The 10,000-nt window shown below is 62.0% G+C and carries 18 protein-coding genes; 11 read left to right on the top strand and 7 right to left on the bottom strand.

What is annotated here, in order from left to right; translation table 11 throughout:
• Positions 1 to 455 (bottom strand): PfkB family carbohydrate kinase (locus LDL37_RS07320; protein WP_290796111.1); only part of this gene is annotated, 455 nt, incomplete at its 3' end.
• A 64-nt stretch (positions 456 to 519) separates the two neighbouring features.
• Here LDL37_RS07320 and LDL37_RS07315 point away from each other — a divergent pair.
• From LDL37_RS07315 to LDL37_RS07305, 3 genes are read left to right on the top strand one after another with little or no spacing between them, the layout of a single operon-like run.
• A complete protein-coding gene (locus LDL37_RS07315; protein ID WP_290796109.1) occupies positions 520 to 1,389 on the top strand; it encodes a hypothetical protein in 870 nt (289 codons plus the stop codon).
• A 49-nt stretch (positions 1,390 to 1,438) separates the two neighbouring features.
• Complete coding sequence (locus LDL37_RS07310) at positions 1,439 to 1,684, top strand: AbrB/MazE/SpoVT family DNA-binding domain-containing protein (protein ID WP_290796106.1); 246 nt, start codon at positions 1,439 to 1,441, stop codon at positions 1,682 to 1,684.
• Positions 1,678 to 1,998 carry a type II toxin-antitoxin system PemK/MazF family toxin gene (locus tag LDL37_RS07305; protein ID WP_126419499.1) on the top strand — a complete coding sequence of 107 codons (321 nt, stop codon included), beginning with the start codon at positions 1,678 to 1,680 and terminating at the stop codon, positions 1,996 to 1,998. The genes LDL37_RS07310 and LDL37_RS07305 overlap by 7 nt, the downstream gene beginning before the upstream one ends.
• On the opposite strand, the gene nth is transcribed toward LDL37_RS07305, so the two are convergent.
• The gene (nth, locus tag LDL37_RS07300) at positions 1,995 to 2,633 is read right to left on the bottom strand and encodes an endonuclease III (protein ID WP_290796103.1); all 639 of its coding nucleotides are present in this window, start codon (positions 2,631 to 2,633) and stop codon (positions 1,995 to 1,997) included. The two genes, LDL37_RS07305 and nth, sit on opposite strands and share 4 nt — an antisense overlap.
• Positions 2,626 to 2,964 carry a phosphoribosyl-ATP pyrophosphohydrolase gene (locus LDL37_RS07295; RefSeq protein ID WP_126419495.1) on the bottom strand — a complete coding sequence of 113 codons (339 nt, stop codon included), beginning with the start codon at positions 2,962 to 2,964 and terminating at the stop codon, positions 2,626 to 2,628. The genes nth and LDL37_RS07295 overlap by 8 nt, the downstream gene beginning before the upstream one ends.
• 79 nt (positions 2,965 to 3,043) lie before the next feature.
• On the opposite strand from LDL37_RS07295, the gene LDL37_RS07290 reads away from it, so the two are divergent.
• From LDL37_RS07290 to LDL37_RS07275, 4 genes are read left to right on the top strand one after another with little or no spacing between them, the layout of a single operon-like run.
• A complete protein-coding gene (locus LDL37_RS07290) occupies positions 3,044 to 3,514 on the top strand; it encodes a low molecular weight protein-tyrosine-phosphatase (RefSeq protein ID WP_290796100.1) in 471 nt (156 codons plus the stop codon).
• 36 nt (positions 3,515 to 3,550) lie between these two features.
• Entirely contained in the window at positions 3,551 to 3,853 is a 303-nt protein-coding gene (locus LDL37_RS07285; protein WP_290796098.1) for a DUF3144 domain-containing protein, read from the top strand.
• Positions 3,850 to 4,170 carry a DUF3144 domain-containing protein gene (locus tag LDL37_RS07280; protein ID WP_290796095.1) on the top strand — a complete coding sequence of 107 codons (321 nt, stop codon included), beginning with the start codon at positions 3,850 to 3,852 and terminating at the stop codon, positions 4,168 to 4,170. Before LDL37_RS07285 ends, LDL37_RS07280 begins: the two co-directional genes overlap by 4 nt.
• Positions 4,167 to 4,454, top strand: coding sequence for a DUF3144 domain-containing protein (locus LDL37_RS07275; RefSeq protein ID WP_290796093.1), 288 nt, complete (start codon positions 4,167 to 4,169; stop codon positions 4,452 to 4,454). The genes LDL37_RS07280 and LDL37_RS07275 overlap by 4 nt, the downstream gene beginning before the upstream one ends.
• A 31-nt stretch (positions 4,455 to 4,485) precedes the next feature.
• Here LDL37_RS07275 and hslU read toward each other — a convergent pair whose 3' ends face one another.
• Genes hslU through LDL37_RS07255 form a run of 4 tightly spaced genes read right to left on the bottom strand, consistent with a single transcriptional unit; the run spans position 4,486 to position 7,644 of the window.
• Positions 4,486 to 5,784, bottom strand: a complete 1,299-nt coding sequence (gene hslU, locus LDL37_RS07270; RefSeq protein WP_290796091.1) for an ATP-dependent protease ATPase subunit HslU — start codon at positions 5,782 to 5,784, stop codon at positions 4,486 to 4,488.
• Positions 5,785 to 5,802: 18 nt separating this feature from the next.
• Positions 5,803 to 6,309, bottom strand: coding sequence for a GNAT family N-acetyltransferase (locus LDL37_RS07265; RefSeq protein WP_290796089.1), 507 nt, complete (start codon positions 6,307 to 6,309; stop codon positions 5,803 to 5,805).
• Positions 6,306 to 6,857 carry an ATP-dependent protease subunit HslV gene (hslV, locus tag LDL37_RS07260; RefSeq protein ID WP_290796087.1) on the bottom strand — a complete coding sequence of 184 codons (552 nt, stop codon included), beginning with the start codon at positions 6,855 to 6,857 and terminating at the stop codon, positions 6,306 to 6,308. The genes LDL37_RS07265 and hslV overlap by 4 nt, the downstream gene beginning before the upstream one ends.
• The gene (locus LDL37_RS07255) at positions 6,847 to 7,644 is read right to left on the bottom strand and encodes a YoaK family protein (RefSeq protein ID WP_290796085.1); all 798 of its coding nucleotides are present in this window, start codon (positions 7,642 to 7,644) and stop codon (positions 6,847 to 6,849) included. Before LDL37_RS07255 ends, hslV begins: the two co-directional genes overlap by 11 nt.
• Before the next feature lie 105 nt (positions 7,645 to 7,749).
• On the opposite strand from LDL37_RS07255, the gene moeB reads away from it, so the two are divergent.
• From moeB to rlmN, 4 genes are all read left to right on the top strand, one after another.
• Positions 7,750 to 8,505: a molybdopterin-synthase adenylyltransferase MoeB gene (gene moeB, locus LDL37_RS07250; RefSeq protein ID WP_290796082.1), complete on the top strand. Its 756-nt coding sequence runs from the start codon at positions 7,750 to 7,752 to the stop codon at positions 8,503 to 8,505.
• Positions 8,498 to 8,923, top strand: coding sequence for an MAPEG family protein (locus tag LDL37_RS07245; RefSeq protein WP_290796080.1), 426 nt, complete (start codon positions 8,498 to 8,500; stop codon positions 8,921 to 8,923). Before moeB ends, LDL37_RS07245 begins: the two co-directional genes overlap by 8 nt.
• Positions 8,920 to 9,276, top strand: coding sequence for a c-type cytochrome (locus tag LDL37_RS07240; protein ID WP_290796078.1), 357 nt, complete (start codon positions 8,920 to 8,922; stop codon positions 9,274 to 9,276). The genes LDL37_RS07245 and LDL37_RS07240 overlap by 4 nt, the downstream gene beginning before the upstream one ends.
• A 90-nt stretch (positions 9,277 to 9,366) precedes the next feature.
• Positions 9,367 to 10,000, top strand: a 634-nt coding sequence (rlmN, locus tag LDL37_RS07235) for a 23S rRNA (adenine(2503)-C(2))-methyltransferase RlmN (RefSeq protein ID WP_290796075.1), incomplete at its 3' end; no start/stop codon positions are given.

Here is a 10,000-nt window from a genome sequence, read left to right as displayed (position 1 = left end):
ACGTCTTCGGGCTGCACCAGAGCGGCGGCCCCCAGAAACGTCGCCATGGTGCGCTGACCGTCTTCGGTGACGTTGATCAGGCAACGCCCCGTATGGGTCGGGTCATCGTGCAGGAAGGGCACATCGAAATGCACGCCGCTCTTTTTCAGGTCGCGGCTGAACACTTCGCCCAGTTCGTCGTGCGCCACCTTGCCGATATAGGCCCCCTTGCCGCCAAACGAGGCAACGCCGGCGATGGTATTGCCCGCCGAGCCGCCGGATTCCTGCGTCAGGTCTTCGCTGGTCTTTTCAGCGCGCGCCACCATCTTGCCATAGAGGTTCAGCGCCCGGTGCTGATCAATCAGCGTCATGCCGCCCTTGGGCAGGCCTTCCGCCACGATAAACGCTTCGCTGGCCGGGGCCAGCACGTCCACAATGGCATTGCCAACGGCGGTGACGTCGTACTCAGAAGACATGCGCGATAATCCGGTTGCTATTTTGGGTGTCTTTGCGCAAAAACCACGCGCGGAGCAAGCGAAAATGAAAAAGTCCCTTCTCATCCTGACACCGAACCCGGCGCACCCCTCGCATCATGGCCGCTGGCCCGCCGTGCTGGAGGCCTATCGCGCCGCCTTCGCAGCATTTGAGGTCGAGGCACAGCCTTGGTCGGAGCCTCTGACGCGGCCCTATGATCTGGTGCTGCCGCTGGTCGCCTGGGGCTATCACAATGCGCCCGATGACTTCCGCCGCGCTCTGGCCCACATCAAGGCCAAGGGCTACCGGATGCACAACCCCGCCGAAATCGTCAGTTGGAACGTCGATAAGGCCTATCTGCGCGATCTGGCCGAAGGTGGCATCCGCATCGTACCGACCCTGTTTGCCGACACCCTGACGTCAGAAACCCTGAGCCGTGCGCGTGCCGATTTCGGACAGGACACGCTGGTGCTGAAACCGCGCATCTCCGCCGGGGCGAAGAAAACCCTCGTCTGGGCAGGGGCCGACGTGCCCGAAGGGGCGCCGGAGGCCGAGGCGATGCTTCAGCCCTTTTTGGGTGCCATTCAGTCGGAAGGCGAATGGTCGCTGATCTTCTTCGGTGGCGATTTCAGCCACGCGGTGCTCAAAACGCCCAAGCCGGGCGATTTCCGTTCACAGCCCGACTATGACGCCCATCTGCGGGTACAGACCCCGCCGGTCGCCGCCGTGGAGCTGGCCTATCAGGCGCTGGAATATGTGGGTCAGACCCTGCTCTATGCGCGCGTCGATATGGTGCGCAATGCCGCCGGTGACTTCTGCCTGATGGAGCTGGAGCTGATCGAGCCCGACCTCTATCTCAAATACGAAGACGCCGCCCCGGCCCGCCTCAGCCACGCGGTCGAGCACGCGCTGGGGATGTGCGGGCATAAGCACTGATTGCGTTGAGACAGCCCTCGTGCTAACTTTGTGCTGACGGAGGCGCCACATGAAAGCCAGTTTGCGCAAGATGGGCAATTCGCAGGGCGTGATCATCCCCAAGGCGGTGATTGCGCAACTGGAGCTGTCGGACAGTGTGGAAATGACCGTCACCGACACGGCCATCATCCTTGAAAAGCCCAAGACCGCCCGCACGGGCTGGGGCGAGGCCAGCCGGGCCCTGGCCGAAGCCGCAGATGACGGGCTGGTCTGGCCGGACGTGGCCAATGCCGATGATGCCGACCTGACATGGTGACGCGCGGCGAGGTGTGGCTGGCGGCGCTTGACCCGACGGTGGGCAGCGAGATTCAGAAAACGCGGCCCTGCGTGATCATCTCTCCGCCGGAAATGCACGATCATCTGCGCACCGTCATGGTCGCCCCGATGACCACGGGCAGCCGCAATGCGCCGTTTCGCATCCCTTTGACGTTTCAGGGTAAAAGCGGCCTGATCCTGTTGGATCAGATTCGCACGCTCGATAAGACGCGACTAATCAAACGGCTGGGGGCCGTGGACAATCCGACACTGATGGCGACCCTGTCCACGCTACAGGAGATTTTTGCGGTCTAACCCACCCCTCGCTTGGGGCATAGGTCTTCGACCAGACAGGCCATGCACTTGGGGTTGCGGGCCGTGCAGGTATAGCGCCCGTGCAGGATCAGCCAGTGGTGCGCCCGCGTCAGCCATTTGCGCGGGATTGAGGCCATCAGTTGCGCCTCTACCTTGTCCGGCGTGGTGGTGCTGTCATCGACCAGCCCCAGCCGGTGCGAGACGCGAAAGACGTGAGTATCGACCGCAATGGCCGGCTCGATATCCAACTCATTGAGCACCACCGAGGCCGTTTTATTGCCCACGCCCGGCAGGCTGAGCAGGTCCGTGCGATTGAGCGGCACCTGACCGTCGAAACGGTTGATCAGGATGCGGCACATCTCCATCACATTCTTCGCCTTGTTGCGATAAAGCCCGATGGAGGAGATCATCTGCATCAGCCGTTCTTCGCCCAGATCGAGCATGGCCTGCGGTGTGTCGGCCAAGGCAAACAGCGGCCCGGTCGCCTTGTTGACCGCCACATCGGTCGTCTGGGCCGACAGGGCGACAGCCACCACCAGTGTAAACGGATTGGAGAAGTTCAGTTCGGTCTTAGGTTCCGGCTTATCGGCTTCAAAGCGCTCGAACAGCTTTTTGACGGCGGCCGCACTACGCATGTGTGGCTTCCGCCGCCATCACATCCTCCCATTTCAGCCATTTCTCAGTGATGGCGGCATTGAGGTCGATACCTTCGGCGCGCGCCATCAGCAGCGTCATGCAGATCAGGTCGGCCATCTCCATCGCCACCTCGTGCCTGGCCGCTGTGGCGTCGCGCCGCGAACGCCCGGTCATGGCCAGATAGGCCTGGGTGAGTTCGCCCATCTCCTCCTGCATTTTCAGCAGGTGCCAGTCGCCGCCCCGGTCGATGCCATAGACGCGCTCATAGCGGTCGGAAATGGCCTGAAGGCGGTCGATAAAGGGCTCAAGTTCGGGAAGGGGCGCGGTCATGGCGCCATTGTGAAATGATTTCAGCGCCCCCGCAAGACACGCCTTGCGACGGAAGCATCCGGCGGGCTAAGCAATTTCCATGACCTCCGTTCTGTTTGTCTGTCTGGGTAATATCTGCCGTTCGCCGCTGGCCGAGGGCCTGTTGCGTCATCACGTCGAACAGGCGGGCTTAAGCGACCGATTTGTCATCGACTCCGCCGGTACCGGCGGCTGGCACACGGGCGAAGGGCCGGACCGGCGCTCCGTCGCCGTGGCGGCGCGTTATGGTGTCGATATTTCCGCCCAGTGCGCGCGTCAGCTTCATCGCGACGACTTTTACCGCTTTGACCTTATCCTTGGCCTCGACCGCGATAATGTGCGCAATATCCGCAAAATCGCCCCGGATGATACCACCGCGACCATCGGTCTTTATCTGGAGGAAGCGCTGGGCCTGACGAAGGATGTGCCAGACCCCTATTACGGCGACACCCGCGATTTCGAGGCCGTCTATCGCCTGTGCGATGAGGCCTCGGCGGCGCTGCTACGCACGTTGACAAAGCCTTCACGTTAACACCAGATAGACGGCTCATTTTACAGGAGTAACCTTGTGGCTGAACTGACAGACCATCGCTTCAATGAACTGATGATTGAACATATTGAGCTCGCTAATGGTCACCTCAAGGAGGCCAATCCTGGGCAGGCCGGGGCGGCCCTGATGCACGCGGCGGCCCGTTTCAATGCTTTCGTGTCGTCCACGCAATTTGTCGGCGGTCGCGTCATGCTGCAAAGCAAGGAAGCGCACATTGACCACTATGTGAAGCTGTATCGCCAGTATCTTGAGGGGCACTACGAAGAGTACGCGCAAAACTTTGCCGAATATGGTCGCCCCAATCTGGGCATCCCCAAATGACCCAGCCCAAACAACTGAATGCCGAAGCGTTTAACGCGCTCACAGCGGAATTCATCCATATTGCTAATGCACAGGCCAAGGCTGTGGATTCCTTTTCCATATCCGAAGGCGCTTTTTTGCACGCCGCCGCCCGTTACAGCGCCTTCATAACCGCTGTGGGTGAACCGAGCGGTGCCGAAATGCTGGCCAAAAAGGAGGAAATGGTCGCCGGGATCAGCGCCCGCTTCCGTGAGTATCTCGACATCCACTATATTGAATATGCGAAAAATTTCGACACCTACATGGCCAAGGTGCCGAGTGAAAAGGACAAGGGATGACCACGCCTGCCGTTTCCAACGACGTCTTCCGTCAGATGGCGGCCGATCATATCGACCTGACCAATAGCCACGCGCACAAAAGCTCGATCGGCGAAGCCGGCGGGGCCCTGCTTCAGGCCGCCACGCGTTACACGGCGTTCACCTGCGCCGCTCAGAGTGCCGACAAGACGCAGTTTCTGGCCGCGCGCAAACTGAATGTCGATCAGTTGACGGCGCAGTTCCGCGAACTGCTGCTCAGCCATTATGATGACTTCGGCGACAATTACGAAACCTATATGAAATAACAAAAGCCCCGGAGTGATCCGGGGCTTTTGCTTACAGAATATAGCGGCTGAGGTCGGCGTCTCCCGCCACCTCGCCCAGACGTTCGCGCACATAATCCGCCGTGATGGTCACGGTCTGGCCCGTCTGATCGGCGGCAGTGAAGCTCAGCTCCTCCATCACCCGCTCGATAATGGTGTGCAGACGCCGCGCGCCGATGTTTTCGACCTTGGCATTGACCTGTGCGGCGGCGGCGGCCATTTCGGCAATCGCCCCGTCTTCAAACGCCAGCGTCACCCCTTCGGTGGCCATCAGCGCCTGATTTTGTTTGATCAGATTGGCTTCGGGTTCCGAGAGGATGCGGCGGAAATCGTCCTGAGTGAGGGCCTTCAGCTCGACCCGGATAGGCAAGCGCCCCTGAAGCTCCGGCAGCAAATCCGACGGCTTGGCCACGTGGAAGGCGCCTGAGGCGATAAACAGGATGTGGTCGGTCTTGACCGGTCCATACTTGGTCGAAACCGTCGTCCCTTCGATCAGCGGCAAGAGATCACGCTGCACGCCTTCGCGCGACACATCGGCCCCGCCGCGCTCCTGACGCGAGGCCACCTTGTCGATCTCATCAAGGAAGACGATGCCTTCCTGTTCGGCCAGGGACAGCGCCTCACGCGACACCGCCTCCTGATCGAGCAGTTTATCCGACTCTTCGGACAGCAGGATCGGCTGGGCCGCCGCTACCGTCAGGCGCACGGTCTTTTGCCGTCCGCCCATGGCCTTTTGCAGCATCTCACCCAGATTGATCTGATTGCCGGGCTGCCCCGGAATCTCGAAAGCCCCGATCGCGCCGCCCGTATCGGCGACAGTGATTTCGACCTCCTTGTCGTCCAGCTCGTTATTGCGCAGGCGCTTGCGGAAGCTGTCGCGCGTGGCAGGCTGTGCCGCCGGTCCGACCAGCGCGTCCAGCAGGCGTTCTTCGGCCTGGGCTTCGGCCTTGGCGCGCACGCCCTGACGGCTCTTGTCCTTGACCATCAGGATGGCCGCTTCGACCAGATCACGCACGATCTGATCGACGTCGCGGCCGACATAGCCGACTTCGGTGAACTTGGTCGCCTCGACCTTGATGAACGGGGCCTGAGCCAGCTTGGCCAGACGGCGCGCGATCTCGGTCTTGCCGACGCCGGTCGGCCCGATCATCAGGATATTCTTCGGCGTGATCTCGTCGCGGATGGCCGCGTCGGTCTGCTTGCGCCGCCAGCGGTTGCGCAGCGCCACGGCCACCGCCTTTTTGGCGTCAGCATGGCCGATAATATGACGGTCGAGTTCGGAGACGATCTCACGCGGTGAAAAGGTGGTCATACGCTCTTTTTCCTAAATTCAGGCGTTCAGTTCCGGCGTGCGCTGCATCAGGACCATGCGGCCGCAGGGCGTCGGGCCGACAGGGACGAAGCCCGCCTTTTCGCTGGCGCGACGGGCGGCGGCGTTGGTCGTTTGGGGGGCCACGCGCACGCACACGGCACCCTTCTTGAACATGCCGTTGCTGAGCTGGGTCAGGACCTGCGTGCCGATCCCCTCACCCAGCAGGGCCGCATCGCCGATAAACAGGTCGATCAGGAAGGTGCCTTTGGGCGACTCCGCATGGCAGGGGGTGCCCGGTTCGTGATCGGGGTGGCACTCATAGCACTGGGTATAGCCCGCCGGCCGACCATTCCAGCTAAAGATCCACGCCGTGGCATTGGCCGCGCCGATATAGGCCAGGGCGTCTTCGACGGCGTCCTCAGCGGTCTGGCCGTCATTGACCCACCACTGGCGCACGTGCGGCGAGGACATCCACAACAGCAGAAGCCCGGCATCGTTATCGGTCAGGGGGCGAAAGGCGATCACGCTTCCAGCTTTTCGAGAGTGACGCTGTGATTGGTATAGACGCAGATATCCCCGGCGATCTGCATGGCCTTGCGCGCGATCACCTCGGCATCGGGCTCATAGTCGAGCAGGGCGCGCGCCGCCGACAGGGCATAGGTGCCGCCCGATCCGATGGCCGCCACCCCATCTTCGGGTTCCAGCACGTCACCGACCCCGGTAATGGTCAGGATATGGTTCCTGTCGCCTACCAGCAGCATGGCCTCAAGGCGGCGCAGATAGCGATCGGTGCGCCAGTCCTTGGCCAGATCGACGCAGGCCCGCGCCAGCTGATCCGGATAGAGTTCCAGCTTGGCCTCCAGACGCTCCAGCAGGGTAAAGGCATCGGCGGTCGCGCCGGCAAAGCCGACGATCACCTTGCCGCCGGCCAGAGTCCTGACCTTCTTCGCGCCACCCTTGACGATGGTGGGGCCCATCGACACCTGACCGTCACCGGCGATGACCGTCTTGCCATTTTTGCGCACGGCGACGATGGTCGTCCCGTGCCAGTTGGGGAAGTTTTTATCCGTCATGACCGTCTAATTGGCGGTTTGCGCGGGGTCTTTCAAGGGGGCCTTTCAAGTCCCGGCGGCGTTTTTGCCGGGACAAGTCGTCCAGCATGGGCACAAGGGCGATCAGACCGAGCCCCAGCGACAGGGGCAACACCGTCACAAAGCCCATGTGGCTGAAGCCAAAAGCCCCCGTAAGCCCGCCCGCCGCAAAGGCCCCCAGAAGCGAGACAAGTAACCGCGCCTTCTTCGGATGAAAGCGCGCCCCGGCGTGGGTGGCGCGCCCGAACAGGAAGCGACCGGCTTCGATGCCGAGGTCGGTGATGATCCCCGTCATGTGGGTGGTGCGGATTTCGGCGTGCGACAGCTTGGTCATCAGGCTGTTCTGCAAGCCCATCAGGTAGCACAAAAGCCCGATGGTCAGGGGCAGGCTGAGGGCAATATCCCCGATCAGCCCCGCAGCCAGCAGGCCAAACAGCAGCAGCAACACCGCCTCAAGCCCCAGCGTCAGGGCAAATTCCGAATGCAGCCGCTTTAACCGCGCCCAGTTGATCAGCAGGCTTGAGGTCACCGCACCTAAAAAGAAACACAGCACATAGGTGAGCGCCAGAACGGCCGGGCCAAACTTCCCCAGCACCATATCGTCGGCAAAGGAGGCCACCATGCCCGACATGTGCGACGTATAGACGCCGACAGCCAGAAAGCCGCCGGCATTGACCGCCCCGGCGACAAAGGCCAGCGTCACCCCCAGCCGCGCATCGCCCGTTTCCGAGCGCCGTTTGCCGCTGATCTGTCTGAGGGCTCGCCGCATCCAATATCCTTTAAATCTATGCGGGATTATAGGCCGACGCCCGTTAACGGTAAACGAACAGATGAGGGCTGGCGGGGCGGCGCGACGCCCTTTATATCTGAGGCCATGTCACTTCCCGATCTCACCGATGACGATCTTGACCGCTATGCCCGGCACATCGTGCTGAAAGAGGTTGGCGGTATGGGGCAACGCCGTCTGAAAGGCGCCAAGGTGCTGATCGTTGGGCTGGGCGGCATCGGGGCCCCGGCGGCGCTTTATCTGGCGGCAGCGGGCATCGGCACGCTGGGCCTGCTCGATGACGACACGGTCAGTCTGTCCAACCTGCAAAGACAGGTCCTGTACGCCACCAATGATGTGGGCGCGCTTAAATCCGAGGTGGCGCAGGCGCGCCTGTCGGCGCTCAATCCGCACGCCGCGCTGAACCTCCATCCGGTGCGCCTGACGCCCGATACTGCGACGGAGATCATCGGCGGCTATGACATTGTGCTGGATGGCTGCGACAATTTCGAGACGCGGCATCTGGTCAACCGCACCTGTATGGCATTGGGCAAGGCGCTGGTGTCCGGTGCACTGGGGCGGTTCAGCGGTCAGGTGGCGGTGTTCAAGGGGACGCCCTGTTATCAATGTCTGGTGCCGGAGATTCCGCCCGACGCCGAAACCTGTGAGCGCATGGGCATTGTCGGCGCTCTTGCCGGGATTATCGGCTCGATGAGCGCGCTGGAGGTGATCAAGCTGATCACCGGCGCGGGCGACCCGCTGATCGGCAAGCTGCTGATCTTCGACGGCCTGTCGATGACCTCGCGCGTCATTACCCTGCCGCCGGAGCCGGGGTGTCCGGTTTGTGGAGGGGGCCATGTTTGAACTGACTACCGACCAACAGTTTCTGCTGCCGTTTCTGGGGCATTTCGCGCTGGTGGCCGGGCTCTATATCTGGCTGACCTGGGAGCGCCAGACGGCGCTGCGCAAGGGCGAGATCAAGCCTGCCGCCTTCGTGAACGCCAATGCCGACCCGGAGCGCTCAAAGCGCGTGGCGCGCAACCTGTCCAATCAGTTTGAACTGCCGGTCTTTGCCCTGTTTGCCGCAGCTATCATCTATCAGTCGGGCCGCATAGAAGCGATAGACATCGCCGCTGCCTGGCTGTTCCTGATCGGGCGGCTCATCCATACGGGTGTGCAGACCCTGACGACGAATGTGCCGCTGCGCGGGCTGGTCTTCCTGATCAACTTTGTCGCCGTGGTCATCCTGATGGGGCGCGTGGCGCAGGGGGTGTTTTTATGAAAGCCGCGCTTATCCTTGCGGGTCTTCTGGCCGCCTCCGGTGCACAGGCGCAAACCGTATCCGGCGAGGACCTGTTTGAGCGCTATTGCGTCAGTTGTCACGAAGTGACGGCGGCCAATGGTCAGGGGCCGTCACTCAAGGGCGTGGTCGGCCGCAAGGTGGCCAGCGTGGCGGGCTTTGCCTATTCCCCGGCCCTCAAGGCCGCCGGCGCGAAGGGCCTGCGCTGGGACGCCGCGCATCTTGATCGGTTCCTCAGCGATCCGTCAAAGCTCTACCCCGGCACCTACATGCCGCAGTCGGTGTCCAAACCCGAAAACCGCGCGGCGATTATTGCGTATTTGAAGGCGCCGTAGATTTGATGCGCGGAATTAGACATTCCCCCCGTTTTACTGTATAGGCCCGCACTCGCTCCCCGCATCTGTGCCTTTTCTGAGAGTCCCCCCGTGGCCTATACGCTCGACCTGTCCGCCAAACCCGCCGCAAGCGCCAAGGTGAATATCACCGGGCTGACGCGCGATGGCCTGATCGCGGCGCTGAAAGAGTCCGGCGTGGTCGAGGAGCGCAAGGCCAAAATGCGCGCCCAGCAGATCTGGCGCTGGGTGCACCATTACGGCTTTACCGATTTCGACAAGATGACCGATATCGGCAAGGATCAGCGCGGGCCGCTGGCCGAAAAATTCACCCTTGCCCGCCCCGAAGTGGTCGAGCGTCAGGTGTCAAAAGACGGCACGCGCAAGTGGCTGATCCGCATGGCGCCGGGTATCGAGGTCGAAACCGTCTATATCCCGGATGTCGGTCGCTCAGGTGCCCTGTGCGTCTCGTCTCAGGTGGGGTGCACGCTCAACTGCTCCTTCTGCCATACGGGGACGCAGCGACTGGTGCGCAACCTGACCGCCGCCGAAATCGTGGCGCAGGTGCAGGTGGCGCGCGACGATCTGGGGGAATGGCCGTCACCCAAGGAAGACCGCCGCCTGTCCAATATCGTCTTCATGGGTATGGGCGAGCCGCTGTACAATCTCGACAATGTCGCCGATGCCATTGACATCATTTCGGACAATGAAGGCATCGCCATTTCGC

It is taken from the genome of Asticcacaulis sp., assembly GCF_020217185.1.
In the GTDB taxonomy this organism is placed as follows: domain Bacteria; phylum Pseudomonadota; class Alphaproteobacteria; order Caulobacterales; family Caulobacteraceae; genus Asticcacaulis.
Note: the sequence above shows the minus strand (reverse complement) of the source record. Positions and strands in the feature narration are given on the sequence as shown.

Coding starts and splice junctions, on each gene's coding strand:
- LDL37_RS07290 (WP_290796100.1), top strand. CDS start 3,044: ATGACCTCCGTTCTGTTTGTCTGTCTGGGTAATATCTGCCGTTCGCCG.
- nth (WP_290796103.1), bottom strand. CDS start 2,633: ATGCGTAGTGCGGCCGCCGTCAAAAAGCTGTTCGAGCGCTTTGAAGCC.
- moeB (WP_290796082.1), top strand. CDS start 7,750: ATGTCACTTCCCGATCTCACCGATGACGATCTTGACCGCTATGCCCGG.
- LDL37_RS07245 (WP_290796080.1), top strand. CDS start 8,498: ATGTTTGAACTGACTACCGACCAACAGTTTCTGCTGCCGTTTCTGGGG.
- LDL37_RS07305 (WP_126419499.1), top strand. CDS start 1,678: ATGGTGACGCGCGGCGAGGTGTGGCTGGCGGCGCTTGACCCGACGGTG.
- LDL37_RS07275 (WP_290796093.1), top strand. CDS start 4,167: ATGACCACGCCTGCCGTTTCCAACGACGTCTTCCGTCAGATGGCGGCC.
- LDL37_RS07315 (WP_290796109.1), top strand. CDS start 520: ATGAAAAAGTCCCTTCTCATCCTGACACCGAACCCGGCGCACCCCTCG.
- LDL37_RS07295 (WP_126419495.1), bottom strand. CDS start 2,964: ATGACCGCGCCCCTTCCCGAACTTGAGCCCTTTATCGACCGCCTTCAG.
- LDL37_RS07310 (WP_290796106.1), top strand. CDS start 1,439: ATGAAAGCCAGTTTGCGCAAGATGGGCAATTCGCAGGGCGTGATCATC.
- LDL37_RS07240 (WP_290796078.1), top strand. CDS start 8,920: ATGAAAGCCGCGCTTATCCTTGCGGGTCTTCTGGCCGCCTCCGGTGCA.
- LDL37_RS07280 (WP_290796095.1), top strand. CDS start 3,850: ATGACCCAGCCCAAACAACTGAATGCCGAAGCGTTTAACGCGCTCACA.
- hslU (WP_290796091.1), bottom strand. CDS start 5,784: ATGACCACCTTTTCACCGCGTGAGATCGTCTCCGAACTCGACCGTCAT.
- LDL37_RS07255 (WP_290796085.1), bottom strand. CDS start 7,644: ATGCGGCGAGCCCTCAGACAGATCAGCGGCAAACGGCGCTCGGAAACG.
- hslV (WP_290796087.1), bottom strand. CDS start 6,857: ATGACGGATAAAAACTTCCCCAACTGGCACGGGACGACCATCGTCGCC.